This is a genomic window from Bacillales bacterium, assembly GCA_035700025.1.
Classification (GTDB): Bacteria; Bacillota; Bacilli; order Bacillales; family DASSOY01; genus DASSOY01.
This window is the reverse complement of record DASSOY010000028.1, coordinates 20,913-46,509: the sequence shown is the minus strand read 5'-3', so window position 1 is coordinate 46,509 and position 25,597 is coordinate 20,913. Positions and strand designations below refer to the sequence as shown.

29 protein-coding genes are annotated in these 25,597 nt (G+C 47.7%); 22 read left to right on the top strand and 7 right to left on the bottom strand.

Going from position 1 to position 25,597, the window contains the following annotated elements; all coding sequences use genetic code 11:
* Positions 1 to 20 precede the first annotated feature (20 nt).
* The 6 genes from gyrB to dnaA all read right to left on the bottom strand — a co-directional run bounded on the left by gyrB (position 21) and on the right by dnaA (position 6,409).
* Positions 21 to 1,937, bottom strand: coding sequence for a DNA topoisomerase (ATP-hydrolyzing) subunit B (gene gyrB, locus VFK44_04965; protein HET7627724.1), 1,917 nt, complete (start codon positions 1,935 to 1,937; stop codon positions 21 to 23).
* 72 nt (positions 1,938 to 2,009) lie between these two features.
* Positions 2,010 to 2,255 carry a DUF370 domain-containing protein gene (locus VFK44_04960; GenBank protein ID HET7627723.1) on the bottom strand — a complete coding sequence of 82 codons (246 nt, stop codon included), beginning with the start codon at positions 2,253 to 2,255 and terminating at the stop codon, positions 2,010 to 2,012.
* Positions 2,256 to 2,267: 12 nt separating this feature from the next.
* Positions 2,268 to 3,374 (bottom strand): DNA replication/repair protein RecF, encoded by a 1,107-nt coding sequence (gene recF, locus VFK44_04955; protein ID HET7627722.1) that lies wholly within the window; start codon positions 3,372 to 3,374, stop codon positions 2,268 to 2,270.
* Positions 3,375 to 3,391: 17 nt separating this feature from the next.
* Complete coding sequence (gene yaaA / locus VFK44_04950; GenBank protein HET7627721.1) at positions 3,392 to 3,607, bottom strand: S4 domain-containing protein YaaA; 216 nt, start codon at positions 3,605 to 3,607, stop codon at positions 3,392 to 3,394.
* A 110-nt stretch (positions 3,608 to 3,717) separates the two neighbouring features.
* The gene (dnaN, locus tag VFK44_04945) at positions 3,718 to 4,857 is read right to left on the bottom strand and encodes a DNA polymerase III subunit beta (protein HET7627720.1); all 1,140 of its coding nucleotides are present in this window, start codon (positions 4,855 to 4,857) and stop codon (positions 3,718 to 3,720) included.
* A 184-nt stretch (positions 4,858 to 5,041) separates the two neighbouring features.
* On the bottom strand, positions 5,042 to 6,409 hold the full coding sequence (dnaA, locus tag VFK44_04940) for a chromosomal replication initiator protein DnaA (protein ID HET7627719.1): 1,368 nt from the start codon (positions 6,407 to 6,409) through the stop codon (positions 5,042 to 5,044).
* Between the two features lie 555 nt (positions 6,410 to 6,964).
* On the opposite strand from dnaA, the gene rpmH reads away from it, so the two are divergent.
* The 12 genes from rpmH to VFK44_04880 all read left to right on the top strand — a co-directional run bounded on the left by rpmH (position 6,965) and on the right by VFK44_04880 (position 16,957).
* A complete protein-coding gene (gene rpmH / locus VFK44_04935; GenBank protein ID HET7627718.1) occupies positions 6,965 to 7,099 on the top strand; it encodes a 50S ribosomal protein L34 in 135 nt (44 codons plus the stop codon).
* A gap of 49 nt (positions 7,100 to 7,148) precedes the next feature.
* Positions 7,149 to 7,511, top strand: a complete 363-nt coding sequence (gene rnpA, locus VFK44_04930; GenBank protein ID HET7627717.1) for a ribonuclease P protein component — start codon at positions 7,149 to 7,151, stop codon at positions 7,509 to 7,511.
* Positions 7,508 to 7,768, top strand: coding sequence for a membrane protein insertion efficiency factor YidD (gene yidD / locus VFK44_04925; GenBank protein HET7627716.1), 261 nt, complete (start codon positions 7,508 to 7,510; stop codon positions 7,766 to 7,768). The genes rnpA and yidD overlap by 4 nt, the downstream gene beginning before the upstream one ends.
* A 29-nt stretch (positions 7,769 to 7,797) precedes the next feature.
* On the top strand, positions 7,798 to 8,553 hold the full coding sequence (yidC, locus tag VFK44_04920) for a membrane protein insertase YidC (GenBank protein HET7627715.1): 756 nt from the start codon (positions 7,798 to 7,800) through the stop codon (positions 8,551 to 8,553).
* An 18-nt stretch (positions 8,554 to 8,571) separates the two neighbouring features.
* Positions 8,572 to 9,186 carry an RNA-binding cell elongation regulator Jag/EloR gene (gene jag, locus VFK44_04915; GenBank protein HET7627714.1) on the top strand — a complete coding sequence of 205 codons (615 nt, stop codon included), beginning with the start codon at positions 8,572 to 8,574 and terminating at the stop codon, positions 9,184 to 9,186.
* Positions 9,187 to 9,481: 295 nt separating this feature from the next.
* The gene (gene mnmE, locus VFK44_04910; GenBank protein ID HET7627713.1) at positions 9,482 to 10,867 is read left to right on the top strand and encodes a tRNA uridine-5-carboxymethylaminomethyl(34) synthesis GTPase MnmE; all 1,386 of its coding nucleotides are present in this window, start codon (positions 9,482 to 9,484) and stop codon (positions 10,865 to 10,867) included.
* A gap of 42 nt (positions 10,868 to 10,909) precedes the next feature.
* Positions 10,910 to 12,796 carry a tRNA uridine-5-carboxymethylaminomethyl(34) synthesis enzyme MnmG gene (gene mnmG, locus VFK44_04905; protein ID HET7627712.1) on the top strand — a complete coding sequence of 629 codons (1,887 nt, stop codon included), beginning with the start codon at positions 10,910 to 10,912 and terminating at the stop codon, positions 12,794 to 12,796.
* Positions 12,797 to 12,820: 24 nt separating this feature from the next.
* Positions 12,821 to 13,531, top strand: coding sequence for a 16S rRNA (guanine(527)-N(7))-methyltransferase RsmG (rsmG, locus tag VFK44_04900; GenBank protein ID HET7627711.1), 711 nt, complete (start codon positions 12,821 to 12,823; stop codon positions 13,529 to 13,531).
* Between the two features lie 96 nt (positions 13,532 to 13,627).
* Positions 13,628 to 14,461 carry a nucleoid occlusion protein gene (gene noc / locus VFK44_04895; GenBank protein ID HET7627710.1) on the top strand — a complete coding sequence of 278 codons (834 nt, stop codon included), beginning with the start codon at positions 13,628 to 13,630 and terminating at the stop codon, positions 14,459 to 14,461.
* Between the two features lie 129 nt (positions 14,462 to 14,590).
* Positions 14,591 to 15,352, top strand: a complete 762-nt coding sequence (locus VFK44_04890) for an AAA family ATPase (protein HET7627709.1) — start codon at positions 14,591 to 14,593, stop codon at positions 15,350 to 15,352.
* Entirely contained in the window at positions 15,345 to 16,202 is an 858-nt protein-coding gene (locus VFK44_04885; protein HET7627708.1) for a ParB/RepB/Spo0J family partition protein, read from the top strand. Before VFK44_04890 ends, VFK44_04885 begins: the two co-directional genes overlap by 8 nt.
* A gap of 56 nt (positions 16,203 to 16,258) precedes the next feature.
* Positions 16,259 to 16,957, top strand: coding sequence for a DUF554 domain-containing protein (locus VFK44_04880; GenBank protein ID HET7627707.1), 699 nt, complete (start codon positions 16,259 to 16,261; stop codon positions 16,955 to 16,957).
* Here the strand turns inward: VFK44_04880 and yyaC are convergent.
* Positions 16,948 to 17,547, bottom strand: coding sequence for a spore protease YyaC (gene yyaC / locus VFK44_04875; protein HET7627706.1), 600 nt, complete (start codon positions 17,545 to 17,547; stop codon positions 16,948 to 16,950). The genes VFK44_04880 and yyaC overlap by 10 nt on opposite strands.
* A gap of 77 nt (positions 17,548 to 17,624) precedes the next feature.
* Here yyaC and VFK44_04870 point away from each other — a divergent pair, with 77 nt between their 5' ends.
* The 10 genes from VFK44_04870 (at position 17,625) to rplI (ending at position 25,591) form a co-directional block, all read left to right on the top strand.
* Entirely contained in the window at positions 17,625 to 18,647 is a 1,023-nt protein-coding gene (locus VFK44_04870) for a hypothetical protein (GenBank protein ID HET7627705.1), read from the top strand.
* A gap of 60 nt (positions 18,648 to 18,707) precedes the next feature.
* Positions 18,708 to 19,601: a mechanosensitive ion channel family protein gene (locus tag VFK44_04865; GenBank protein ID HET7627704.1), complete on the top strand. Its 894-nt coding sequence runs from the start codon at positions 18,708 to 18,710 to the stop codon at positions 19,599 to 19,601.
* Between the two features lie 12 nt (positions 19,602 to 19,613).
* Positions 19,614 to 19,811, top strand: a complete 198-nt coding sequence (locus VFK44_04860) for a DUF951 domain-containing protein (protein HET7627703.1) — start codon at positions 19,614 to 19,616, stop codon at positions 19,809 to 19,811.
* A 7-nt stretch (positions 19,812 to 19,818) separates the two neighbouring features.
* Positions 19,819 to 20,919: a redox-regulated ATPase YchF gene (ychF, locus tag VFK44_04855; protein HET7627702.1), complete on the top strand. Its 1,101-nt coding sequence runs from the start codon at positions 19,819 to 19,821 to the stop codon at positions 20,917 to 20,919.
* Positions 20,920 to 21,068: 149 nt separating this feature from the next.
* Positions 21,069 to 21,374: a 30S ribosomal protein S6 gene (rpsF, locus tag VFK44_04850; protein ID HET7627701.1), complete on the top strand. Its 306-nt coding sequence runs from the start codon at positions 21,069 to 21,071 to the stop codon at positions 21,372 to 21,374.
* Positions 21,375 to 21,387: 13 nt separating this feature from the next.
* Complete coding sequence (ssb, locus tag VFK44_04845) at positions 21,388 to 21,852, top strand: single-stranded DNA-binding protein (GenBank protein HET7627700.1); 465 nt, start codon at positions 21,388 to 21,390, stop codon at positions 21,850 to 21,852.
* Positions 21,853 to 21,870: 18 nt separating this feature from the next.
* The gene (gene rpsR, locus VFK44_04840) at positions 21,871 to 22,101 is read left to right on the top strand and encodes a 30S ribosomal protein S18 (protein HET7627699.1); all 231 of its coding nucleotides are present in this window, start codon (positions 21,871 to 21,873) and stop codon (positions 22,099 to 22,101) included.
* A 105-nt stretch (positions 22,102 to 22,206) separates the two neighbouring features.
* Positions 22,207 to 23,151 (top strand): YybS family protein, encoded by a 945-nt coding sequence (locus tag VFK44_04835; GenBank protein ID HET7627698.1) that lies wholly within the window; start codon positions 22,207 to 22,209, stop codon positions 23,149 to 23,151.
* Between the two features lie 23 nt (positions 23,152 to 23,174).
* Positions 23,175 to 25,148, top strand: a complete 1,974-nt coding sequence (locus tag VFK44_04830; GenBank protein HET7627697.1) for a DHH family phosphoesterase — start codon at positions 23,175 to 23,177, stop codon at positions 25,146 to 25,148.
* Positions 25,145 to 25,591, top strand: a complete 447-nt coding sequence (rplI, locus tag VFK44_04825; protein HET7627696.1) for a 50S ribosomal protein L9 — start codon at positions 25,145 to 25,147, stop codon at positions 25,589 to 25,591. Before VFK44_04830 ends, rplI begins: the two co-directional genes overlap by 4 nt.
* The last annotated feature ends 6 nt before the right edge of the window (positions 25,592 to 25,597 follow it).

Genomic DNA, 25,597 nt, shown 5'->3' with positions numbered 1-25,597 from the left:
GTTCACACCTCCATATCGCCTTAAACATCCAAGTTCTGTACGTAATGCGCGTTATCTTGAATGAATTCGCGCCTTGGTTCGACGCGGTCGCCCATTAAAATATCGAATATGCTGTCCGCCTCGATCGCATCTTGCAAGTTCACTTGCAAAACCGTCCGGTTTTCCGGATCCATCGTCGTTTCCCACAGCTGAGTCGGGTTCATTTCCCCCAAACCTTTGTAGCGTTGAATCGACGGTTTCGGAGCGTCCGGCAACTCATTGAGCATACGATGCAATTCCTTATCGCTGTACGTATAGTACACTTTTTTGTTTTGCTCGACTTTGTAAAGCGGGGGCTGGGCGATGTACACGTAACCGTTTTCGATCAACGGCCGCATGTAACGGTAAAAAAACGTCAAGAGCAGCGTGCGGATGTGAGAGCCGTCAACATCGGCGTCGGTCATGATGATAATTTTATGATATCGGGCTTTCGAAATATCGAAATCTTCGCCGATGCTCGTACCAAGCGCCGTGATAATCGTACGGATCTCATTATTGGATAAAATTTTGTCCAACCGGGCTTTCTCGACGTTGAGAATCTTGCCGCGCAACGGTAAAATCGCCTGAAAATGACGATCGCGCCCTTGTTTTGCGGAGCCGCCAGCGGAGTCACCCTCGACGATGTACAGTTCGGAAATTGAAGCGTCCCGAGAAGAACAATCCGCCAATTTCCCGGGCAATGATGATACTTCAAGCGCACTTTTCCGGCGCGTCAATTCACGCGCCTTTTTCGCAGCCATCCGTGCCCGCGATGCCATGATGCCTTTTTCGACGATCTTTTTCGCCACCGCCGGGTGTTCGAATAAGAACGTCGAAAGCCGCTCGGAAAACAACGAATCCGTAATCGTGCGAACTTCTCCGTTGCCGAGCTTCGTCTTCGTCTGTCCCTCGAACTGTGGATCCGGATGCTTGATCGAAATGATTGCAGTCAAGCCTTCCCGGACATCGTCTCCCGTTAAATTCGCATCGTTTTCTTTGAACAATTTATTTTTCCGTGCATAGTCATTGATTACACGGGTTAACGCCGTTCGGAAGCCGACTTCATGCGTTCCGCCTTCAGTCGTATGAATATTGTTCGCAAAGGAATACAGTTGACAGGAAAAACTGTCATTGTACTGCATCGCAATTTCAAGGGATATGCCGTCTTTTTGACCGACGAGAAAGATCGGTTCGGCGTGCAGCACCTCTTTTGTGCGGTTCAAATGCTCGACGTAACTCTTGATGCCGCCCTCGTAATAATATTCATACTTGTTGCCTTCTCCGCGCTTATCTTCGATGGTGATTTTTAATCCGCGATTCAAATAAGCCAGTTCGCGCGCACGATTAGCCAAAGTTTCGAAATCGTATTCTTGGGTTTCGGCGAAAATTTCCGGATCCGGTTTAAAATGCGTCGTTGTGCCGGTTCTATCCGTATCCCCGATGATCCGCAAATCACCTTGCGGCACACCGCGATGGTATTCTTGATAATAAACATGACCGTCTCGATGCACGGATACTTCGCACTGACTTGACAGCGCGTTTACGACCGATGCACCGACGCCGTGCAAGCCGCCGGATACTTTATATCCGCCGCCGCCGAATTTGCCGCCGGCATGAAGCACCGTCATGATCACTTCCAGCGCAGGGCGTCCAGCCTTCTCGTGCATACCGACCGGTATGCCGCGTCCGTTATCACTTACGGTAATGCTATTGTCCGGTTCGATCGTGATCGATATTTCGTCGCAAAAATCGGCAAGTGCTTCGTCAATGCTGTTATCCACAATTTCCCATACGAGATGGTGCAGCCCGCGCGTTTCCGTCGATCCGATATACATTCCGGGTCGTTTGCGAACCGCCTCAAGCCCCTCGAGCACTTGAATTTGACTTTCATCGTACGTTTGATTCGCTTGTTGTTCCATCGTCACATTTCTCACCTTTACCTTTCTTCACTGCCCTGATTTCCGCTCGTCGTCCGGCACGGCCGCCCCATTTTATCCGGGCGTTTCCGAATTCAGACGCCTCTTTAACGTTAACGTGGAAAAGGGAGACAGGTAAATGTTCTCATCCGTCGTCACGACTGCCGATTTTGTCTCCTGTTTGCCGATATCGATGACGAGATACGTTTTCTTGTGGTTTTCCAAAAACGCTAAGTTCCGCTTTTCGAGCAACGCATAATCCAATATCGCGACAATCTCTCCCGCCGGAACCATCACATCGTTCCCCAAATGGATAAACAATCCGTGTTCACCTCATTTTTCGGTATTGACCTTTCCGTTGGCAACCACATAATGCGCGGCTTCTTTTATTGTATCATGGTCAATGCCGTCAACGCTTGTAGTCGTAACAAACGTCTGGACCTTTCCTCGAATCGCGTGCAACAAGTGAGATTGCCGATAGCCGTCAAGCTCGCTTAAGACATCATCAAGCAACAATAACGGATATTCGCCGACTTCCGCCGCGATCAGCTCGATTTCCGCCAGTTTCAAAGATAAAGCCGCGGTTCTTTGCTGCCCCTGCGACCCGTACGTCTGCACTTCCTTGCCGTTTATATGCAATCCGAGATCCTCACGATGCGGTCCAAGCAAAGTAACCCCGCGCTCAATTTCTCTCGTGCGGATGTCGGAAAATTTTTGACATAATGTATCTATCATGTTCGACAAATCTGCTCGTTCTGATACGTCAACGCTTGACTTGTAGGTGATTTGCAACTGTTCCGCGCCCCGGCTGATTTCGCGGTGAATCGGTTCCGCCCTTTCCTGAAGCAATTCAACGAACGCCCGTCTTCGGGTCATGATCTTTACGGCTGATGCCGCCAGCTGTTCCGTTAATACGTCCAACATTTCGTTCGGCTGTTTGATCGACTTCAGAAGCGCGTTCCGTTGCTGCAAAATGTTATGGTAACGGCTCAATTCATGAAGATAAACCGGATAGACTTGCCCCATCTCCATGTTCAAAAACCGCCGCCGCACTTGTGGACTCCCCTTAACGAGATTCAAGTCTTCGGGAGCGAACATGACAACATTGAGCGACCCTACGTATTCACTCAATTTCCGCTGTTCGATATGATTGACTTTCACCTTCTTGCCTTTATTTGAGATCACAACATCAAGAGGAAGGCCGCCTCTCGCGTTTATAACCTTCCCCTCTATTCTAGCATATTCTTCGTTCCAATGGATTAACTCTTTATGGTGAGGCGTGCGATGGGAGCTTGCCATCGCCAGTACGTAAATCGCTTCAAGCAAGTTTGTTTTCCCTTGTGCATTTTCTCCGATAAATAAATTGATCTCGCCGTCGAAACGAAGTTCGGCTTTTTCATAATTTCGATAATGGACAAGTTTCAACGTTTCCAGTTTCAAACGGCACACCCTTTTCGTCAGCGTGAAATCTCAAAGGTTCCGATTCCGGGAATTTCAACCGTATCGCCTGCATATAATTTCTTACCTCTGCGTGTATCAAGTTCACCGTTAATGTACACGTCATTTTCAGCAAGAAACGGTTTGGCTGCGCCTCCAGAATCGATGATTCCCGCATGTTTTAAAAATTGCCCGAGTGTGATGTACTCTCCCGACAGTGTGATTTGTTGCGACATCCAAGGCCTCCAAACTTTTTCATCTCGTCTGCCTTCCGTTCACGGGGCATTCGTCGTTTAGTGAGACGGTCAATCAGCAAATGGTTTCAAAGCGAGCCGAGTGTCAAGGCCTAATAGCTTCGAACCGGCAAAACAAGCTGCAACACTGAATCATCTTCGGTCGGCTGGATCAAGAACGGACGCATGGCTCCTGTAAAACGAATGCGTACTTCTGGTGCGTCAATGACACGAAGCGCAGCCATGACGTATTTCGCACTAAAGGAAATTTTGACTTCGTCGCCTTCGATCGAACGAGCAGTCACCTTCTCAAACACTTTTCCAAGCTCCGGAGAATTCGAGGAGATTTCCATCTCGCTGTCATTCAATGTCGACAATTTCACAACATTATGGCTCCGGTCTTCCCGCGCAAGCAGCCATGTGCGGTCAAGGGCTTGGAGGAATGCTTTCGTATCAACGATCACGTCCGTCTTCGATTCTTGCGGAATTAATCGTTTTGTATCCGGGTAATTGTCGTCAAGCAGCCGCGTGAAAAATAACAAATGATTCGTTTTGAACAACGTTTGGCTTTCCGTGACGACGAAATCGACCCATTCTGATCCGTCATCAAGAATTTTGCCAAGTTCATTCAAGCTTTGTCCGGGAATAACAATGTTTGAAACTTGTCCTGCATTTTCTTCAACAGCAACTGTTCTTGAAGCGAGACGATGTCCGTCTGTTGCAACACAGGAAAGGGTGCCGTCAGAAATCTCCCAGTTTACACCTGTCAATACGGGTTGTGCTTCTGAGGTGGACACAGCAAAGACCGTTTGACGAATCACGTCTTTTAATAAATCGGTTTTAATGCGAAACGTGTTTTCTTCGTCAATTTTCGGCAACCGCGGATATTCTTCGGGATCGAGACCGTTTAAGTTGAACTCAGAAGAACCAGAACGAATCGTCGTTGTCAGTCGTTCATCAACGGTCATATCTACCGTGTCTTCCGGTAATTTTTTGATTAATTCAGCAAAGAAGTTCCCTGGCAAAACAATGCTGCCTGGATGGGAGACCTCAGCCACTTCTTCTTCATTGTCCGTCAACGGAATCGTGCTCTCAATCGATACATTGGAATCACTTCCCGTTAAAACAACCGCTTGTTTGGATGCGGTTATTTTCATGCCTGTCAAAATCGGGATTGTCGTTTTTGACGATACGGCTTTCATGACGTGATTGATGCTCTTCAACAGCGGTTCGCGGCGAATGGTTAATTTCATCACAATGTTTTGTCCGGATTGAACGACCTTTTCCATAGTGAGCCTCCTGTTATTTATTATTTTATAAAAAATTCGTAGTAATAGTAGGCGCTGTGAATTTGTGTATAAGTCGATCCTGTCGCGCCTGCGGCTCTTATCCACATGTGGATATCTTGTACATAACTTTTTCGCATCGTCCACAGGGTTACGTGATGTTCGCGGTTCCTTTCAACTCGTGGATGATCGATTCTACGTTTTGTTTCAAATCATGATTCGCTTCAACGAGTTTCGAAATTTTTTCATGGGCATGAATGACCGTCGTATGATCGCGGCCGCCGAATTCCTGTCCGATTTTCGGAAGCGAGAAATCCGTAAGTTCCCGCGACAAATACATGGCGATTTGACGGGGGAAGGCAATTGATTTCGTTCGCTTCTTTGCTGCGAAATCTTCCATTTTCACTTGGTAATGTTCGCTTACCGACTTTTGAATGTCGTGAATCGTGATCGTTTTCGGCTTCGAAGAAGGAATGATGTCTTTGAGCGCTTCCGCTGCTAAATCAGCATTCATGTCTTGATTGATCAATGACGAATAAGCGACGACGCGGATGAGTGCGCCTTCGAGTTCGCGAATGTTTGTGTCAATTTGGTTGGCGATGTACAGCATGACTTCGTTCGGAATGTTGAGCCCTTCCGCTTTCGCTTTTTTCCGCAATATCGCGATGCGCGTTTCAAGATCCGGCGGGGTGATGTCTGTAATGAGCCCCCACTCAAACCGGGAACGAAGCCGATCTTCCAGCGTCGGGATTTCTTTCGGCGGCCGATCGCTGGAAATGATAATTTGCTTTGACTCTTCGTGAAGGGAATTGAACGTATGAAAAAATTCTTCTTGGGTTTGTTCTTTTCCTGCAAGAAATTGAATATCATCAATGAGTAAGATGTCCACGTTTCGGTATTTGTTGCGAAAATCAACCGCTTTGTTGTCGCGGATCGAGTTGATGAATTCATTCGTGAATTTCTCCGACGCAATGTAGACGACTTTTGCGTCCGGGTTATTCTCGCTGACGTAATGTCCGATCGCATGCATGAGGTGGGTCTTGCCGAGACCGACGCCGCCGTATATAAATAGCGGATTGTAGGCACGGGCTGGTGCTTCAGCGACGGCGAGCGATGCTGCATGGGCGAAACGGTTGCCGGATCCGATGACGAACGTATCGAACGTGTATTTCGGGTTGAGCATCGTTTTTTTTCCTTCGCCGGAAATCGGCCTCACTCTTGCTTTTTGTTGTTTTTTCCGGATTTCGTACGGGATATCGGATTCTTTTCCGTTTTGCGGGATGATGAACTTTATGTTCAGTTCGGATCCCGTTACATCGCGAAGTGTTTCCGTAAGCAAATCGGAATATTGCGATTCAAGCCAGTCTCTAGCAAATTCATTCGGTGCTTCGACAATGATTGTGTCTTCTTCCATCCCGTCGGCTTTTGTCGATTTCAGCCATGTTTCGTAACTTGGCTTGCTCAATTTTTTTTCAATGGAGGACAGCACTCGATTCCATAAATCCGAGATGTTTTCCAACCTAAAGCCTCCTTCACAATTCAATAAAAATAAATAAATAAAAAAAAAAAAAGAATGCTTCATCCGCACAACTATGTATAAAAATACATGATTTCGCGCGAAATCATCCACAATGATAAACACAAGCAATATTAATAGGAAGAAACTTCGTTTATCGACATTTTTCACAGCATGTGGACGACAATTTTCAACAATTTGAGGACAATGTCCACAACGTATCCACAACATGTGGAGGAAATCGCGCGCAAGAATGAATGATCCACGAGTTAAAGCACAAATATCATATCAAAATAAAGGCTTGAATGCAATGGGATCAAAAAGGTTATCCACAGCGCGAACAGCTGTGGATCTTTTCTTTTCCACAACGAATGAACTTGTGCAAAACTTGTCGATAACTGAGTGGATGGATCGCAGCGAGGCGAAGAAAGTTATCAACAGTGGATAAACGTTTAGCGTCTGCATATGAACAACTTGACAACGGCGGGGGATTGTTCTTATAATTAGCAGGACTGTGTTTATGAAGTGATGGGTATCGTCCTCTGGGAGGTGGAATAGATGAAACGTACTTTTCAACCAAACACCCGTAAACGGAAAAAAAATCATGGTTTTCGCAAACGCATGAGCACGAAAGACGGCCGCAAAATTCTTGCTCGCCGACGCCGCAAAGGCCGCAAAGTATTATCGGCATAGGTCACTGATCCGTCAGTGGCCTTTTTTCGCAGTGAGGCGGAGGGACTCGATGCAATCGAAGCGAAGATTAAAGAAGAACATTGAATTTCAAAGAGTTTTTCGCAAAGGCACGTCTTTCGCGAATCGACAATTCGTCGTTTATTATACGGAACGAAGCGGGATGCCGTTTCGCATCGGCATTTCCGTCAGCAAGAGAGTAGGAAACGCGGTCACGCGCAATCGCATTAAGAGAATCGTTCGCGAAGTGATCCGCGAGGTGGAAGATGATCTTTCCGAGGAAAAAGATTACGTGATCATCGCAAGAAAACCGACGGCAAACATGAATTACCAGCAAATGAAAAGCAGCATGATTCATGTATTGAAACGTTCGGGATTGCTTCGGAAAGGTAATGAAAGGCGGAAAAGAGGATGAAACGGACTATTGTTTTCCTCATCCGAGGTTATCAGAAATGGATTTCGTCTTGGACGCCGCCGACTTGCAGATTTTATCCGAGTTGTTCACAATACGCGTTGGAAGCGGTTCAGCGATTTGGTGTCGTGAAAGGCGGCTGGTTGACGCTCGTTCGTTTGAGCAAATGCCATCCTTTACACAAAGGCGGGATCGATCCGGTTCCGGCAAACCGCAGCGTTGAAGATAGCTCAACGGAAGGATCATGCGGCAGACCATGAGACATGGGCAAGAAGAGGGGGACAAGTTTGTGCGAAAGAAATTAGGAATAGCCGTTTTGCTGATCGGCATCGTTGTTTTGGCTGCCGGCTGTTCTGATTATTATAACGAGCCGGTGACGAAACACTCGCCGGGTTTATGGACGCACTACGTCGTGTGGCCGTTATCTTTGTTTTTAAAAAAACTCGCCGCATTTTTCGGTGGAAGCTTCGGATTGTCGATCATCGTATCGACGGTTATTATCCGCCTGTTTTTGCTTCCTTTGATGATCAAACAAACAAAAAGTTCGAAAGCGATGCAGGATATTCAGCCGGAAATGAAGAAATTAAGAGAAAAGTATAGTTCCAAGGATCAGAAAACGCAGAAAAAGCTGCAGGAAGAAACGATGAAAATGTTCCAGGAACATAACGTAAATCCGATGGCCGGCTGTATGCCGATACTCGTGCAAATGCCGATCTTGATCGCTTATTATCAAGCGATCCAAAAAACGGATGAGATCAAGCACCATACGTTTTTATGGTTTAGTCTTGGGGAAGCCGACTACATTCTACCGATTATTGCAGCCATCTTAACGTTCATTCAGCAAAAATTAATGCTCGGAAGAACCGGGAACACGAACCCGCAAATGGCGATGATGACCTATGTGATGCCGATTATGATTGCGTTCATCGGATTTTATCTCCCCGCGGCGCTTGCTCTTTATTGGGTGGTCGGCAACTTGTTCATGATCGGTCAAATCTTCATCGTTTACAGAGATAAACCGGGTGATCTTAAACCGAGCAAGTAAACAGGAGGCTCGAAAAAAGTGAAAGAAGTCACGAAATTCGGCAAGACCGTCGAAGAAGCGATCGCGGAAGCTCTTCGTGAATTGAAAACGACGAAGGATCAAGTAAAGATCGACGTCGTCGAGGAGCCGAAGAAAGGATTTCTCGGGCTTGGTTCAAAACCGGCGGTTGTCACCGTTAAGGTTGATAAGGATCCGGTTGAATCAGCGCGCACTTTTCTTGAGGAAGTGACACTGAAAATGGGTGTTCCCGTGGCGATCAAAGAGATTCGCGATGACCGTGACGTGATCTTTCAGCTTTCCGGAGAAAAAATCGCGATCTTGATCGGAAAAAGAGGAAGCACGCTGAACGCTTTACAATATTTAACAAATGTAACGGCGAATCGCCATTCGGACGAGCATGTTCATTTTATTGTCGATGCGGAAAACTATCGGAGCCGCCGAAGAGAAACGCTTGAACGGTTAGCGCAGCGAAACGGCCAGCGCGTTCGCGAAACCGGACGGGAAGTTGCGCTTGATCCGATGCCGTCGATGGAACGAAAAATCGTTCATCTCGCTCTAAAGAATGAAGAAGGGATCCAAACGTATTCGGACGGTTCCGAGCCGAACCGACGAGTCATTATTGCTCCCGAATAAAAGAAGGCTTTCTTTCACTTTCCTTTCCGTTGCCGACGGAAAGGTTTTTTTTGTGGGCTGTGTAATTTTGGGAACGTTTCCGTTGTGGACAACTCGTCTTCACGCTGAGTGTTCCTATTGTTTTTTGTTGAGACTATCCGTTAAACTAGAATCATGTGAGTTTGGTTATCCACTGTGGATAAATCGGCTACACTGGAACTAACGGTTACGCACATGTTGAAAATACACGAAGGCTTGAACTATTAGGAGAACTATGCGATTATAGATAGGTTTGACAGGAAGGCGAGGTGAAAATGTGGAATCCGATACGATTGCCGCAATTTCGACGCCGATGGGAGAAGGAGCCATTGCCATTGTTAGATTGAGTGGAGAAGAGGCGGTGGCGATCGCCGACCGCGTCTTTCAGGCGAAGTCCGGCAAAACATTGGCAGAGGTTGAAAGCCACACGATTCATTATGGAGACGTGATCGACAGAGGTCGCGAGGAACGTATAGATGAAGTGATGGTGTCCGTGATGCGGGCACCGAAGACATTTACCCGTGAAGATGTAGTAGAGATCAACTGCCACGGCGGTGTGGTATCCGTGAAGCGCGTTCTGGAAAAGGTGTTGGAGGAAGGAGCGCGGCTCGCAGAGCCGGGTGAGTTTACGAAACGCGCGTTTTTGAACGGGAGAATCGATTTGTCGCAAGCGGAAGCGGTGATGGATTTGATTCGGTCCAAGACGGATCGAGCAATGAATGTCGCTTTGAATCAGATGGAAGGACGCTTGTCGCGGCTTGTGCAGCGATTGCGACAGACGTTGCTTGAGACGGTTGCGCACGTCGAAGTGAACATTGATTATCCAGAATACGATGCAGAAGAAATGACGAATGAACTGCTGCTTGAGAAGACGCGTTACGTAGCAGCGGAAATCGAGAAGCTGTTAGAAACCGCACAACAAGGGAAAATTTTACGGGAAGGACTTTCTACGGTGATTATTGGCCGGCCGAATGTCGGCAAATCATCGTTGCTTAATAGTCTTGTCCATGAAAATAAAGCCATCGTGACTGATATACCAGGTACGACGCGTGACGTGATCGAAGAGTATGTGAACATTAAAGGTGTCCCGCTGCGTCTCGTCGATACGGCTGGGATTCGCGAAACGGAAGATATGGTCGAGCGCATCGGTGTCGACCGTTCGAGAAAAGTATTGAAAGAAGCTGACTTGATTTTATTGTTGTTGAATTCCAATGAACCGCTCACAAAAGAGGATGAAGACTTAGTTGAGGCGGTCAAAGGTATGAATACAATCGTCGTTGTCAATAAAACGGATTTGCCGCAACAGATCTCGCTTGAAGAGGTAAGAAAATTAAGTGGCGGCCGCACGCCGATTATCACAACGTCATTAGTAAAAGATGAAGGTGTGGACGAGTTGGAAACGGCTATTTCCGATCTGTTCTTTGGCGGAAATGTTGAAGCCGGGGACATGACGTACGTATCAAATGCTCGCCATGCGGCATTACTGCGGCAAGCATCCCGGACGATTGCCGAAGCGATTGCTGCGATTGAGTCGGGGATGCCCGTCGATATGGCGCAAATTGACATTACGCGGACATGGGAAATCCTCGGGGAAATCGTTGGGGATACGGTATCGGAAAGCTTGATCGATCAATTGTTTTCGCAATTTTGCTTAGGTAAGTAACGATTGTATGTTATAAGAGTACGAACAAAGGAGGGTATACGAATGCAATACGAAGCTGGTGAATATGATGTTGTCGTCATCGGAGCCGGTCATGCCGGCACGGAAGCGGGATTGGCTGCAGCGCGCATGGGGGCAAAAACATTAATGTTAACTTTGAACCTGGACGCTGTCGCTTTTATGCCTTGCAATCCGTCTGTCGGCGGTCCGGCGAAGGGCATTGTTGTTCGTGAAATCGATGCGCTTGGCGGTGAAATGGCAAAGAACATTGATAAAACGCATATTCAAATGAGGATGTTGAATACGAGAAAAGGTCCGGCGGTGCGTGCGTTGCGCGCGCAAGCGGATAAAGTATTGTACCAGCAAGAAATGAAAAGAACGTTGGAAAAAGAAGAAAAACTGACACTCATGCAAGGCATGGTTGAGAAATTGATTATCGAAGACGGTGTATGCAAAGGAGTCATTACGAAAACCGGCGCAGCTTATCGAGCAAAGACGGTTGTCGTGACGACAGGGACTTATTTGCGCGGAAAAATTATTCTCGGGGATCTTGCTTATGAAAGCGGACCAAACAACATGCAGCCGTCGATTGAGCTGTCGTATCATTTGCAAGAGCTTGGCTTCGAGTTGGTTCGTTTCAAAACGGGAACGCCGCCGCGAGTGAACGGAAACACGATCGATTATTCGAAAACGGAAATTCAACCAGGGGACGAAGAACCGCGTGCGTTTTCTTATGAAACGACGAAGTTCATCACCGATCAAATTCCGTGTTGGTTGACGTACACCGGAGAGGATACGCATCGTTTAATCTCGGAAAATCTTGATCGGTCTCCGATGTATTCCGGCATAGTCAAAGGGACCGGCCCGCGTTATTGTCCGTCGATTGAAGATAAAATTGTCCGTTTCCACGATAAGCCGAGACATCAAATTTTCTTAGAACCGGAAGGCCGCCATACGGACGAAGTTTACATTCAAGGGCTTTCCACGAGTTTGCCGGAAGACATTCAACGGAAATTGTTGAACACGGTCCCGGGGCTCGAAAACGCGCGCATGATGAGAGCGGGTTATGCAATCGAGTATGATGCGATCGTGCCGACGCAATTGTGGCCGTCGCTGGAAACGAAAAAAGTAGAAAATTTGTTCACGGCGGGACAAATTAACGGAACGTCCGGCTATGAAGAAGCGGCGGGGCAAGGTATCATGGCCGGCATCAACGCCGCCAGAAAAGCGCAAAGAAAAGAACCGGTTGTTCTCGACCGTTCACAAGCGTACATCGGCGTTTTGATTGACGATCTCGTGACAAAAGGAACGAATGAGCCGTATCGATTACTCACGTCCCGTGCTGAATATCGTTTGCTGCTTCGGCATGACAATGCCGATTTGCGATTGACTGAGCTTGGTCACGAAATTGGTTTAATTCCGGAAGAGCGGTACCGAAAATTCGTAGATAAGAAAGCCGCCATCCAAAAAGAAATGAAACGGCTGCAAAAGGTAATGATCAAACCGGATGCGGAAGTTAATGAGTTGCTTGAAACTGCTGGTGCCGGAGCATTGAAGGAGGCTGCGAGCGCTGAGCATTTGTTGAAACGTCCGCAAGTGACGTACGATCTTATCCGTCAGCTGGTGCCTGCGGATATAGAAATTCCGGATGATGTTGCGGAACAAGTGGACATTCAAACGAAGTATTCCGGTTATATTGAAAAACAAATGCAGCAAGTGGACAAAATGAAGCGAATGGATCGGAAAAAGATACCGGAAAATCTCGATTATTTTGCTATTCAAGGGCTGGCTACGGAAGCGAAACAAAAATTGAGTCAAGTTCGTCCGTTGTCCGTCGGGCAAGCTTCCCGTGTTTCCGGCGTCAATCCTTCCGACATTTCGATTTTGCTCGTTTATCTTGAACAAGGGAAATTGGCAAAGGTGGCCGAATAATCTATTCATTAAAAGGGTGCGACTATGGAATTTACTTTTCAGCAACAGGTGGAGGAGAAAGGCATTAACCTTTCTCCTCAACAATTTCACCAATTTGAAATGTATTATGAAACATTGATCGAATGGAATGAAAAAATGAATTTGACGGCGATTGTGGATCGAGATGCCGTTTTCATGAAGCATTTTTATGATTCGTTGACATTAAGTTTTTATTATAATTTTACCCGAAAGCTTTCGCTCTGTGATGTTGGATCCGGTGCCGGATTTCCGAGCATTCCGTTGAAAATTTGTTTTCCGCAGTTGTCTGTTTCCATCGTTGATTCTTTGCAGAAACGAACGGTCTTTTTACAAACACTCGTCGATCGACTTCGTCTTGAAAATGTACATATTCATCATGATCGTGCCGAAATTTTCGGTCAAAACCGCGTCTATCGCGAATCTTTTGACGTTGCAACGGCGAGAGCAGTCGCGAAACTGCCTGTACTGTGTGAATATTGTTTGCCTCTCGTGAAAAAAGACGGTCATTTTTTAGCCATGAAAGGTGCATCGGTCAACGCAGAGTTGGAGCAATCAAGGGAAGCAATTGCAACATTAGGCGGCCGTGTTGAAGCGGTTGACGCGTTGACGCTCCCAGGCGAACAAAGCAAACGTCATGTGATTACAATCGCGAAAGAAAAAGAAACTCCTGCAGCTTTTCCACGGAAACCGGGAACGCCGAACAAACGACCGTTATGAAAATGTTTCACGTGGAACATTGCGAAAACGTCGTCATTTTTGGCAGGAAAAACTTGCCGGATCGCGAATTGATAAAGAGTGAGGAGTGTAGCGCCGATGAAACGTCCGATTTCAAAATTATTTAAAACGGATAAAGGGGAAGAACCGGAAGAACATCAAAATGAACAAGTGCATGAAATCCCAGTCAATCGCATTGTTCCAAACCGGTTTCAACCGCGAACCGTCTTTAATGATGAAAAAATAGACGAGCTTTCGCAAACGATACAAAGCCATGGCATGATTCAGCCGATCGTTTTGCGGAAATGGGAAGACAAATATGAGATCATCGCCGGAGAGCGCAGATGGCGGGCAGTCACAAAACTCGGGTGGAAACTCGTGCCCGCGATCATTAAAGATTACGATGATTCAAAGACGGCCTCTGTTGCTTTGATCGAAAATTTACAACGCGAAGAACTGACTTCGATCGAAGAAGCAATGGCCTATGCCCGATTGATCGATATCCATGGACTGACACAGGAAAGCTTAGCTCAGCGGCTAGGAAAAGGACAATCGACGATCGCCAATAAACTGCGATTGTTAAAGCTGCCGGGTGTTGTACAGCAAGCGTTGTTGGAACGCGAGATTTCGGAACGCCACGCCCGAGCGCTCATTTCCGTGAAAAATCACGAACAACAAGAAAAGCTTTTGCACGAAGTGATCGACAAGCAGTGGAACGTCAAGCAATTGGAAGAACGAATCGAACGGCTCAATCAGGAACCGAAAAAGAAAAAACCGCGACGAAAAGCTTTCAGCAAAGATACGCGGCTCGCGCTAAATACGATTCGGCAATCGATTGACATGGTATCGGACAGCGGTTTGAATATCGATACGGAAGAACGGGAAGATGACCATTGTTTTGAAATCACAATTCGCATTCCAAAATCTAAGTAACTGCGGCCCATCTTTCGCACAAGATGGGTTTTTTTCAGCGTCTAGTGAAAAAAGTTGTCGAACAAACGATTTTTTACGGCACATTTCATGATAGAATAAGAGTATTGTTTGCAGAAGGCAGGTGTCAATGTGGGGAAAATCATCGCGATTGCCAATCAAAAAGGCGGTGTCGGAAAAACGACCTCTGCCGTCAATTTAAGTGCCTGCATGGCAAATCTTGGTCAGAAAGTGCTTCTTGTCGACATTGATCCGCAAGGGAATGCCACGAGCGGAGCAGGCATTGAAAAAGGTGATGTGGATCGTTGTATTTATGATGTTCTCGTCGAAGACGTCAAAGTCGAAGAGGTGATCACCGAAACTTCCGTACCGAACTTGTCCATTGTTCCCGCGACGATTCAACTGGCAGGAGCGGAACTGGAACTCGTACCGACGATATCCCGTGAAGTACGGTTGGGACGGGCGTTAAAGAACGTGAAAGATCAATACGATTATATGTTGATTGATTGTCCGCCCTCGCTCGGATTGTTGACGATCAACGCCTTGACGGCAGCGGATGCGGTGCTCATTCCCGTTCAGTGTGAGTATTATGCACTCGAAGGGTTAAGCCAATTATTAAATACGATACGACTCGTCCAGAAACATTTGAACCAGCGTCTCATGATTGAAGGCGTACTGTTGACCATGTTAGACGCTCGTACGAATTTAGGCATTCAAGTCATTGACGAAGTAAAGAAATATTTTCAGGAAAAAGTATATCGAACCGTGATTCCGCGAAATGTTCGTTTAAGTGAAGCACCAAGTCACGGTAAGCCGATCGTTGTGTATGATCCAAAATCAAAAGGAGCGGAAGTTTACTCCGAATTGGCGAAGGAAGTGTTGTCTCATGGCTAAAGGATTAGGCAAGGGGCTCGATGCTTTCTTTCCTCCGATCGATGCGAAAGAAGAAAATATTTCGGAAATCAAATTGGAGGAATTAAGACCGAATCCGTATCAACCACGGAAAGAATTCAACCCGGAAGCGATTCGTGAATTAAAAGAGTCCATTGAAACGCACGGCGTCTTGCAACCGATTGTCGTTCGCCGAACGATCAAAGGATATGAAATCGTCGTCGGTGAGAGAAGATTTCGCGCGTCGAAAGAAGCGGGATTGACGGCGATCCCTGCCGTCATTAAAGATTTTAACGAACAAAAAATGATGGAATTGGCGCTCATTGAAAATTTGCAGCGTGAAGATTTAAATCCGGTTGAAGAAGCACAAGCTTACGAGAAACTCATGGAAGGACTGGACATCACTCAGGAAGAACTGGCGAAACGACTCGGAAAAAGCAGGCCCTATATTGCCAATCATTTGAGACTGCTGCATTTGCCGGGAAAAGTACAACAAATGATCGCCGAACAGGAACTTTCAATGGGTCACGGACGCACGCTGCTCGGTTTGAAAGATAAACAAAAGGTTAGCGATCTTGCTAAGCGAGTCATAGATGAGCGGATGAACGTGAGGCAATTGGAACAGCTTATTCAACAAATGAATGCCAATGTTCCACGTGGAACATCGAAGAAAAAGAGCGAAAGAAAGAGCGTCTTCATTCGCGAAAAAGAATCCGTGTTGCGGGAACGGTTCGGAACTTCTGTAGAAATTAAAAAATCAAAACGAAAAGGAAAAATTGAAATTGAGTTTTACTCTGACGAAGATTTGGAACGGTTGCTCGATTTAATGGGGGCATTTGCAGAAGACGAATGACCGGTATGATCGCCCATTCGATCATGCCAATTTTTGCAGCGGGGTGTACAAGCATAGTGATTTTGTTAGGCACGATTGTAAACGCGGCAGCCATTGTCGCGGGAACGATCATCGGCTCATTTCTAATGAAGGTGCCGGAAAACATCAAAGATACCGTTATGAAGGCGATGGCGTTGGCGGTCATTATTTTAGGCATTCAAATGGCCCTTGAAGGGGAACGGTTTTTAATTGTCATCGGAAGTCTTGCACTCGGCGGGGCCGTCGGAGAAATGATCAATTTGGAGAAAAAATTGAATCAAGCCGGTGCTTGGTTGGAAAGAAAAGTCGGTGAGGGGCACGGTGATATTGCGAAAGCGTTTGTAACAGCAACGCTCGTGTTCACGATCGGGGCGTTGGCGATCGTCGGTGCTCTGGACAGCGGGTTGCGCCACGATCATACGGTGCTTTTCACGAAAGCCCTGCTGGACGGTTTTTGTTCTTTGTTGTTCACGTCAACGCTCGGAATTGGCGTTGTGTTTTCAGCCATTCCCGTTTTCCTATACGAGGGTGCGACCGCACTTTTTGCTACGCAAATCAACCATTTTCTCGCTTCCGCTTTATTGGCAGATTTAATTAACGCAATTACATCAACCGGAGGCATCATGATTCTTGCGATCGGTCTGAACTTGCTCGGCGTTACGAACATTCGCACGGCGAATTTATTGCCTGGGCTGGCGGCAGCGGCGGCGATGACCGCCGGAGTTTATTATTTGTAAGTCGTTTTGAGGGAAAAAGGCGAAGATTGGCGCCTGTATGCGGCATATACGCTGTCAGCGATCGTTTCCGCCATGCTCATGACGAGATTCAACCTTGTGTTTTGCAAGACGAAATATTCCATATACCCGCAAATATTGACGATTCCCGTCAGGTGGGCATCTCCCACAGGCGGGAGTTGTTTTTTTACACCAGCTCCCGGTTTTACCGGACCGTCTGCAAAAGAGATCATGCCTACGCTTTGTTGCTTGCCAAGAGACGCATCAATACCGATGATAAAAGGATCTTTGTAAGACTGTTGGATTTCTTCCAACGTCGTTTCCAAATTTATTGCATGAACCGGTGAATCGAGCGTGCCATGAACGGCAAGACGCGGACCGTGCAGTCGTGCCAATTTTGAACCCGCAATCGGACCGAGAGCATCACCGGTCGACCGGTCGGTACCGATGCACACGATGACCAATTTTCTAGTTTCGTCGTTCGGCAAAACGGATGCCACCGCCGCTGTTAATTTTTTGACGCCTTGAACATCATCGTGCCGCACCTTGATGATGCGGTTTTTTTTCAACGGCTTTTTCTGTCTCAGATTCATAGGTTCTTCTCCTTCGTAATAATAGTAACAGTATACGGAAACCTATCCGGCTTTATACGTTCATGGAGGGGAAGAACATGTTCCGATCGGGAATCAAATGGTTGTTTTTGATCATGGGTACGACGATAGGGGCCGGTTATGCTTCGGGCCGCGAAATCTGGCAGTTTTTCGGACCAGACAGCTTGTTGGCAATCCCTTTGTTCGCTTTATTGTTCAGCATTTGCGTGTTCGTCATCATGACGATCAGTTATGAACAGAAAAGCGTTCATTATATCCCAATTTTACGTATTTTATTGGGAAAAAAGTTGACAAGCATGTATGACGCGATGATCGTCGTCTATTTATTCAGCACCACCGTCATCATGCTTGCCGGCGGCGGCGCGTCATTGGAAATGCTGAACGTTCCTTATTGGATCGGCATCCTGATCATCAGCATGCTTGTCGTTGGTTTGTTTTTATGGGATATTCGCGGCATGTTGTCGATGAATATGGTTCTTATTCCGGTTCTCGTTACGTTGCTCGTGATCGTGCTGGGCACGTTCTTTTTTTCAGGACCGAATCGTACAACCTTGTCTTGGAACATGAGCGAAAAATGGCCGGCGGCATTAACGTTCACAGCCTTCAACATTCTCGGGCTGCTCGCGGTGTTGGCGGGCATCGGCTCTCAAATTAAACAGAAGGGCGAAATTTGGATTGCCAGCATTGGCAGCGGAATTCTCCTCGGCGCGATCTCGCTGTTGTACAACGAGTCGCTGGTAAAAGTCGGCAACGACGTCATGGTGCTTTATGAAATTCCGTTGTTTGCGATTCTCAAACATTATCCTTATTCTATGATCGTTCTCATGTCCGCGTTGTTATGGAGCGCTATTTACACGACGGCCGTCTCGGGTGTGTTCGGTCTTATTTCCCGCATGAGCGATGTAATCGACTGGCCGATGTGGCTGTTTGCGTTTGTCATCGTGGTTATGATGGTACCTTTAACGAAATTCGGGTTTGCCAACTTGATTGCTGTTTTATACCCGATTTACGGGGTTTTGAATCTTTACGTGCTTGCTTCGATTCTCATTTATCCGCTCGTCAAAAGATATCGGTTGTCATAGGATGCCGACGCAGGTAAGATATAAGGGGATCAATCTTTCATTACATAAAGGAGCAGCGTGATGAGTGTCTTCAACGACATGTGGGAAGGAATCGTACACTATGTGACGGATTCAGAGATGTGGCAGCGGTTTGCCGGTCATATCGTAACAATCGTATTTATCATCATCGGAACCGTGATCGCCGTCAAGATCGGGAGAACGGTGCTGAGAAAGCTGTTTCACGGCCGAAAATACAGCCGGCTGCGATTGTCGGAAAAGCGGGAAACGACGCTTGAAAAACTGATTCTCAACATGTTCACGTATGTCGTTTATTTTGTTTCGCTTGTAATGATCCTCGTTGAGCTTTCCGTCGATGTCAAAGGGTTGATCGCCGGTGCGGGCATTGCCGGACTCGCCATCGGTTTCGGAGCGCAAAATCTTGTAAAAGATATTATTACGGGGTTTTTCATCATCTTTGAAGATCAATTTTCGGTCGGTGACTATGTAAGAATCGGGGCTTTCGAAGGCTACGTTGAAGAAGTCGGTTTAAGAACGACGAAAATCACGAGTTGGACGGGAGAGGTTCATATTCTTCCGAACTCCTCGATTAACGAGGTAACGAACTTTTCGATTAACAACAGCGTTGCTGTTGTCGATATCAGCATTGCGTACGAAGAAGATATTTCGACAGCCGAAAGCGTCATTGAACACGTTATCGGCGAGATGACCTCGCAACATCCGGAAATGGTGCGGCCGCCGGAAATTTTGGGCGTGCAAATGCTTGGCTCGTCCGACGTGGTCATTCGCATTATTTCAGAAGTATTGCCGATGGAACATTGGCGCGTCGCAAGAGAAATGCGCAAAGCGATCAAAGACCGTTTTGACAAAGAAGGCATTGAAATTCCGTATCCGCGGATTGTCACGTATAAACGCGATGACATGGACAAGATTGAACAAGAGATCAAAAATAGATAAGGACGGGTGCCGATGGTGGACAAAACGTTTGAATTGAATGATATCGTCGAGATGAAAAAAGCCCATCCGTGCGGAGAAAACCGCTGGAAAGTCATTCGCATGGGAGCCGACATCCGGATTAAATGCGAAGGATGCGGGCACAGTGTTTTGCTTCCGCGCAAAAGATTCGAGCAAAAATTGAAAAAAGTGTTAGAAAAAGGGAAGGATTGAAATTGAAATGGCATTGACTGCAGGAATCGTCGGTTTGCCGAACGTTGGCAAATCGACGTTGTTTAACGCAATCACGCAGGCGGGAGCGGAGTCCGCGAATTATCCGTTCTGCACGATAGATCCAAACGTCGGGATTGTAGACGTGCCGGATGAACGGTTGCAAACGTTGACGGAAATGTTCCAACCGAAGAAAACGATGCCGACGGCCTTCGAATTTACCGACATCGCCGGGATCGTCAAAGGTGCAAGCAAAGGGGAAGGACTCGGCAACCAATTTTTGTCCCATATTCGTGAAGTCGATGCGATCGCGCACGTGGTTCGTTGTTTCGAGGACAGCGATGTGACGCACGTATCAGGCAAGATCGATCCGATTGACGACATTGAGACGATCAATCTCGAATTGATTCTGGCGGACATGGAAACCGTGGACAAGCGTTACGCGAAAGCGGAAAAACTAGCTCGTCAAAAAGATAAGGAAGCCTTAGCGGAATTCGAAGTGTTGAAAAAGCTGAAAGACGCTTTTGAGGACAATCGGCCGGCGCGCAGCGTGTCTTTTTCGAAAGAAGAGCGAAAAGCGGTTCATCACTTGCATTTGTTGACGATGAAACCGGTATTGTATGTTGCAAATGTCGCCGAGGACGAAGTCGCCGCAACCGATGCGAATCCGAACGTGCAAAAGGTTCGTGAATACGCTGCGCAAGAAGGGGCAGAGGTCGTCGTTATTTCAGCGAAAATCGAGTCCGAAATCGCCGAGCTTGAAGGCGAAGAGAAAGAGGCGTTTTTGCAAGACCTCGGCATTGCCGAGTCCGGATTGGATCAGTTGATTCGCGCTTCGTATGATTTGCTCGGCTTGGCGACGTATTTCACAGCAGGCGAACCGGAAGTTCGGGCGTGGACGTTCCGGAAAGGGATGAAGGCGCCGCAAACGGCGGGCATCATCCATAGTGATTTTGAGCGGGGCTTTATACGCGCCGAGGTTGTTTCCTACGATGATTTAGTGGCGGCAGGCTCGATGGCTGCGGTCCGGGAAGAAGGAAAATTGCGGCTTGAAGGGAAAGATTATGTTGTTCAAGACGGAGACGTCATTCACTTCCGTTTCAACGTTTAAGCGGGAATCGCTTGCCATACAAGGGCAAGTTTTGCTATAATACTTAATTGTGCGAGTGACATGTTCGCATCTAAGGTGCTATAAACGACAGCACTCCTTGCTTCCCGGAACGCACGGGAGGCCGTACAGTCCAAAGGGAGGTGAAAGATATGAATAAGTACGAAATCATGTACATCGTCCGTCCGGATCTTGAAGAAGAAGGTCAGAAAAGCGTTGCTGAACGTTTTGACAAAATCTTGACCGACAATGGTGCGGAAATCAACAAAGTCGAAGAGATGGGCAAACGCCGTCTCGCCTATGAAATTGATGATTATCGCGAAGGCGTGTACCGGGTGGTTTATACGACAGCGTCCCCGGAAGCGATCAATGAATTTGACCGCATTGCGAAAATCAACGATGACATCATTCGTTTCATGACGATTCGCGACGAACGCGAAGAGAGTGTAGAAGAATAGGGAGGAGATTTTGATGATTAACCGTACCGTTCTTGTCGGAAGATTGACGAGGGATCCGGAACTTCGATATACGCCGAACGGCGTTGCAGTCGCGACTTTCACGCTGGCCTGCGATCGACCGTTCACGAACCAGCAAGGTGAGCGCGAAGCAGACTTTATCCGTTGCGTCGTGTGGCGGCGCCCGGCGGAAAACGTCGCCAATTATTTGAAAAAAGGCAGTCTTGCCGGAGTCGAAGGCCGCATAGAAACTCGCAGCTTTGAAAATAATGAAGGCCGCCGAGTGTTTATGACAGAAGTGGTTTGTGACCGGGTCCAATTTTTGGAACCGCGTGGAAGCCGTCCTCAGCAAGGTCCGGAAGAATCGTACGGCGGTGGAAACCGACAAAATCAAAATCAAAATCAAACTCCTTACGGGGACGATCCGTTTGCCAATGACGGCAAACCGATTGACATCTCCGATGACGATTTGCCATTTTAACGTTAAGGAGGGATTTCGATGCCGCGTCAAGGAAGAAAAGGACGTCGCCGTAAAGTATGTTATTTTACGGTCAACAAAATCAAGTACATCGATTACAAAGACGTAGATTTGCTGAAGCGCTTCATTTCCGAACGTGGGAAGATTTTGCCGCGTCGCGTTACGGGAACTTCCGCAAAATATCAAAGACCGTTGACGAGAGCGATCAAACGGGCCCGTCAAATGGCTCTGTTGCCTTATACAAAAGATTAACGGAAAAACAGCAAGTTCGTCTTGCTGTTTTTTCTTACCACTCAAAGGGGAGATCGTGTCAGCTGCGGAATTGCAACCGGCTGGCGAAAGGGGCTGGAATGAAAGGTGAAACGAAGTAATCGATTGACGGAAGGAGCCATGGCGGCCGCGTTGTACGGCATCCTGCTGATTCTTGCCTTGTACGTGCCTGTCGTTAGCATCGTCAGCGTCTGGTTTTTACCTTTGCCGTTCATCGTTTACATCATTCGAAACGGCACGCGGTCGGCGCTTCCGCTATGGGGATGCGGCATGGCGATCGGCCTGCTCTTCGGCAGCATCTGGGGGTTGTTTTTTTCCTTGTTGTTTGCAAGCGGAGGAACCGTGGCAGGGATTTTATACCGGCAAAAACGTCCCGCTTTCGGCATCTTGCTCGGAGGCGCACTCACGTATACGGCCGGCGTTATTCTCGTTTATATTTTGACCATTGTTATTTGGGACCTGAATTTAATCAATCAAACGGTGGAGACGATGCGGCAGGCGATGCGGGATTCGCAATCATTGTTGCACACGATGGGCGGTGGTTCGCAACGGAATCTCGAGATGTTTGAACAGCAGTTGGCGTTGTATCGATACTTGGCTCCTGCTCTTCTCGCGTTTGCCGGTGCAACGTATGCGCTCATTACGCAATTGGCCGCGACCCCCGTCTTAAGGAAAATCGGACTGGGCGACCATGTTTTGCCGTGGAAGCCTTTCCGCGAGTGGCAGTTTCCGAAAAGTTTTTTATGGTATTATTTGATCATTCTCATCATAGGATTTTTCCATGGTTTCGAGGCCGGATCGGTTGGGTCTATTGTTTATTATAATCTGCTTGTTGTCTTGCAGGTCGTCATGTTTATACAGGGACTTTCGTTTGTTTTCTTTTACATGCATTTGCGGAAGTGGTCAAAAGGATTGAAAGGGCTCACGTTGATCCTTTTGGTTCTTTTGTCCGTGGCGACCGGCATGATTTTCAGGCTTGTCGGCGTGATCGACCTTGGATTCCAAATGCGTGACCGACTTCGCTCTTCCTGATGCCCGAAATGGAGGCTTAACGTATGCCGGATCAACTGAAAAACCGTCTCTTCGAGTACATTTTCGGCGGTGTCTTTCTTATTGCGTTGTTGTGCGTCCTAATTTTATTTGCGTATAATTGGCCGATGGGTGCCGTTGGCCTCGTCACTCTGGCCGTTTTGCTTTTCTTGGCGGTTCGGGAACAGCTTCGTCACCGGAAAGAATTGGAGTCGTATGTTTCGACGCTTTCCCACCGGGTGAAAAAACTCGGCGACGAGGCTCTGACAGAAATGCCAATCGGGATTTTACTGTATAATGAACATTACCAGATCGAATGGATGAACGCATACATTGGAACCTTGCTCGGGGATGAATCTTTCTTTGGCAATTCTTTGAACCACATTTCCGAAGATCTTATTCCTTGCTTGCAAAACGAAGTCGAACAAGAGATCTTAACGATCAACAAAAGGAAATTTCGCGTTTATTTCAATCGCGACGAACGGTTGCTGTATTTTTTCGATGTTACCGAATTGGTGCAGTTGAAGCAAGTGTACCACGAGGAACAAACGGTGCTCGGCATTATTTACTTGGATAACTACGAGGAACTGACGCAAGGGATGGACGACCAAGTTCGCAGCCATTTCAACAGCGAAGTCACTTCGATTTTGAAAAATTGGGCGACCGAAACCGGCATTTTCTTAAAGCGCATCGACTCGGAGCGTTTTTTTGCCGTCCTGAATCAACGGGCGCTCGAAAGTTTGGAAAAAAACAAATTCAGCGTGCTCGACAAAGTCCGCGAATCGACAGCCAGGGAAAATGTGCCGTTGACGTTGAGCATCGGGATCGGCGCCGGAAATGCAACTTTGCCGGAACTCGGCGTCCTTGCCCAATCGGGGCTTGATCTTGCGCTTGGCCGCGGCGGCGACCAAGTTGCCATTAAACGGACGGACGGCAAGGTGATTTTTCACGGCGGGAAAACGAATCCGATCGAAAAGCGGACGCGCGTGCGTGCGCGCGTCATTTCCCACGCGCTGCGGGAACTTGTCCTCGCGAGTGACAAAGTGATCATCATGGGACACCAACATCCGGACATGGATGCGATCGGAGCATGCATCGGGATTTTAAAAATCGCCGAAGCGAACGACAAGGAAGGCGTCATCGTCCTCGACAAACAAGGGCATGGTACCGGCATTGAGCGTCTATTAACGGAAATCAAAAAAGACGGTTCGCTCTGGTCGCGCTTCTTTTCGATCGATGCCGTCCTTGAAGCGGCGACGCCGAACAGTTTGCTCGTAGTCGTCGATACCCACCGCCCGTCGATGGTCATTGAGCCGCGCCTGCTCAACAAAACGGAAAATGTCGTCGTTATCGACCATCACCGGCGTGGAGAAGATTTTATCGAAGATCCTGTTCTTGTGTACATGGAACCTTATGCGTCCTCGACCTCGGAACTCGTGACCGAGCTGCTCGAATATCAACCGAGCCGGCTGCGGATGAACGTCCTTGAAGCCACCGCATTGCTGGCCGGCATCACTGTCGATACGAAGAGTTTCACGCTTCGCACTGGATCGAGAACGTTTGATGCTGCCTCTTATTTGCGGGGCCGCGGAGCGGATACGATTCTCGTGCAAAAATTACTCCGCGATGATTTGAAAGCGTTTCTCCAACGCGCAAAACTGCTTGAAAGCGCGGAGTTGTACCGCGAAGGGTTCGCCATCGCGAAAGCGAGTGACGATCAGCGGTTGGATCAAGTGTTGATTGCGCAAGCTGCCGACACGTTGTTGTCGATGAGAGGGGTGAACGCGTCGTTCGTGCTTTGTCGGCGCGAAGACGGCAAAATCGGCATCAGCGCGCGTTCGCTCGGCGACATGAATGTGCAGATGATCATGGAAGCGCTCGGCGGCGGAGGCCATTTGACGAATGCCGCGGCGCAGCTTGAAGGCGACGATTTGGATGAGGCCGTGAACCAGCTGAAAGCGATCATTGACGAAACGCTCGAAGGGGGAGACGAGTCATGAAAGTGATTTTGTTGAAAGACGTGAAGGGAAAAGGAAAAAAGGGCGAAGTGAAGAATGTTTCGGACGGATACGCCAGGAATTACCTTTTGCCGAACGGTCTTGCCAAGGAAGCGACGAAAGGCAATTTGAACGCGTTGGAAGCGGACAAGAAAAAGCAGCGCAAGCGGGAAGAAGCGGAGCGTGCGGAAGCCGAACGGCTGAAGGGGAACATCGAAAGCTTGACGGTCCAGCTTACGGCGAAATCCGGCGAAGGCGGCCGGTTGTTCGGGGCGGTGACGAATAAGCAGATCAGCCAAGAACTGAAGAAACAAGGTATTCAAATCGACAAGCGGAAGATTGAATTGGATGAGCCGATTCGTACACTTGGATATACAAAGGTGCCGGTGAAGCTGCATCCGGAAGTGACGGCCGTCGTAAACGTTCATGTCGTCGACGGGAACTAGAAGGAG

Bases quoted from the DNA above. Each gene is read 5' to 3' on its own strand.
- noc (HET7627710.1), top strand. From the start codon at position 13,628: ATGAAACGTCCGATTTCAAAATTATTTAAAACGGATAAAGGGGAAGAA.
- rplI (HET7627696.1), top strand. From the start codon at position 25,145: ATGAAAGTGATTTTGTTGAAAGACGTGAAGGGAAAAGGAAAAAAGGGC.
- yyaC (HET7627706.1), bottom strand. From the start codon at position 17,547: ATGAATCTGAGACAGAAAAAGCCGTTGAAAAAAAACCGCATCATCAAG.
- VFK44_04865 (HET7627704.1), top strand. From the start codon at position 18,708: ATGAGTGTCTTCAACGACATGTGGGAAGGAATCGTACACTATGTGACG.
- ychF (HET7627702.1), top strand. From the start codon at position 19,819: ATGGCATTGACTGCAGGAATCGTCGGTTTGCCGAACGTTGGCAAATCG.
- VFK44_04860 (HET7627703.1), top strand. From the start codon at position 19,614: ATGGTGGACAAAACGTTTGAATTGAATGATATCGTCGAGATGAAAAAA.
- rpsF (HET7627701.1), top strand. From the start codon at position 21,069: ATGAATAAGTACGAAATCATGTACATCGTCCGTCCGGATCTTGAAGAA.
- rpsR (HET7627699.1), top strand. From the start codon at position 21,871: ATGCCGCGTCAAGGAAGAAAAGGACGTCGCCGTAAAGTATGTTATTTT.
- VFK44_04830 (HET7627697.1), top strand. From the start codon at position 23,175: ATGCCGGATCAACTGAAAAACCGTCTCTTCGAGTACATTTTCGGCGGT.
- dnaN (HET7627720.1), bottom strand. From the start codon at position 4,857: ATGAAATTAACCATTCGCCGCGAACCGCTGTTGAAGAGCATCAATCAC.
- gyrB (HET7627724.1), bottom strand. From the start codon at position 1,937: ATGGAACAACAAGCGAATCAAACGTACGATGAAAGTCAAATTCAAGTG.
- rpmH (HET7627718.1), top strand. From the start codon at position 6,965: ATGAAACGTACTTTTCAACCAAACACCCGTAAACGGAAAAAAAATCAT.
- VFK44_04870 (HET7627705.1), top strand. From the start codon at position 17,625: ATGTTCCGATCGGGAATCAAATGGTTGTTTTTGATCATGGGTACGACG.
- mnmG (HET7627712.1), top strand. From the start codon at position 10,910: ATGCAATACGAAGCTGGTGAATATGATGTTGTCGTCATCGGAGCCGGT.
- rsmG (HET7627711.1), top strand. From the start codon at position 12,821: ATGGAATTTACTTTTCAGCAACAGGTGGAGGAGAAAGGCATTAACCTT.
- yidD (HET7627716.1), top strand. From the start codon at position 7,508: ATGAAACGGACTATTGTTTTCCTCATCCGAGGTTATCAGAAATGGATT.
- ssb (HET7627700.1), top strand. From the start codon at position 21,388: ATGATTAACCGTACCGTTCTTGTCGGAAGATTGACGAGGGATCCGGAA.
- VFK44_04885 (HET7627708.1), top strand. From the start codon at position 15,345: ATGGCTAAAGGATTAGGCAAGGGGCTCGATGCTTTCTTTCCTCCGATC.
- yaaA (HET7627721.1), bottom strand. From the start codon at position 3,607: ATGTCGCAACAAATCACACTGTCGGGAGAGTACATCACACTCGGGCAA.
- rnpA (HET7627717.1), top strand. From the start codon at position 7,149: ATGCAATCGAAGCGAAGATTAAAGAAGAACATTGAATTTCAAAGAGTT.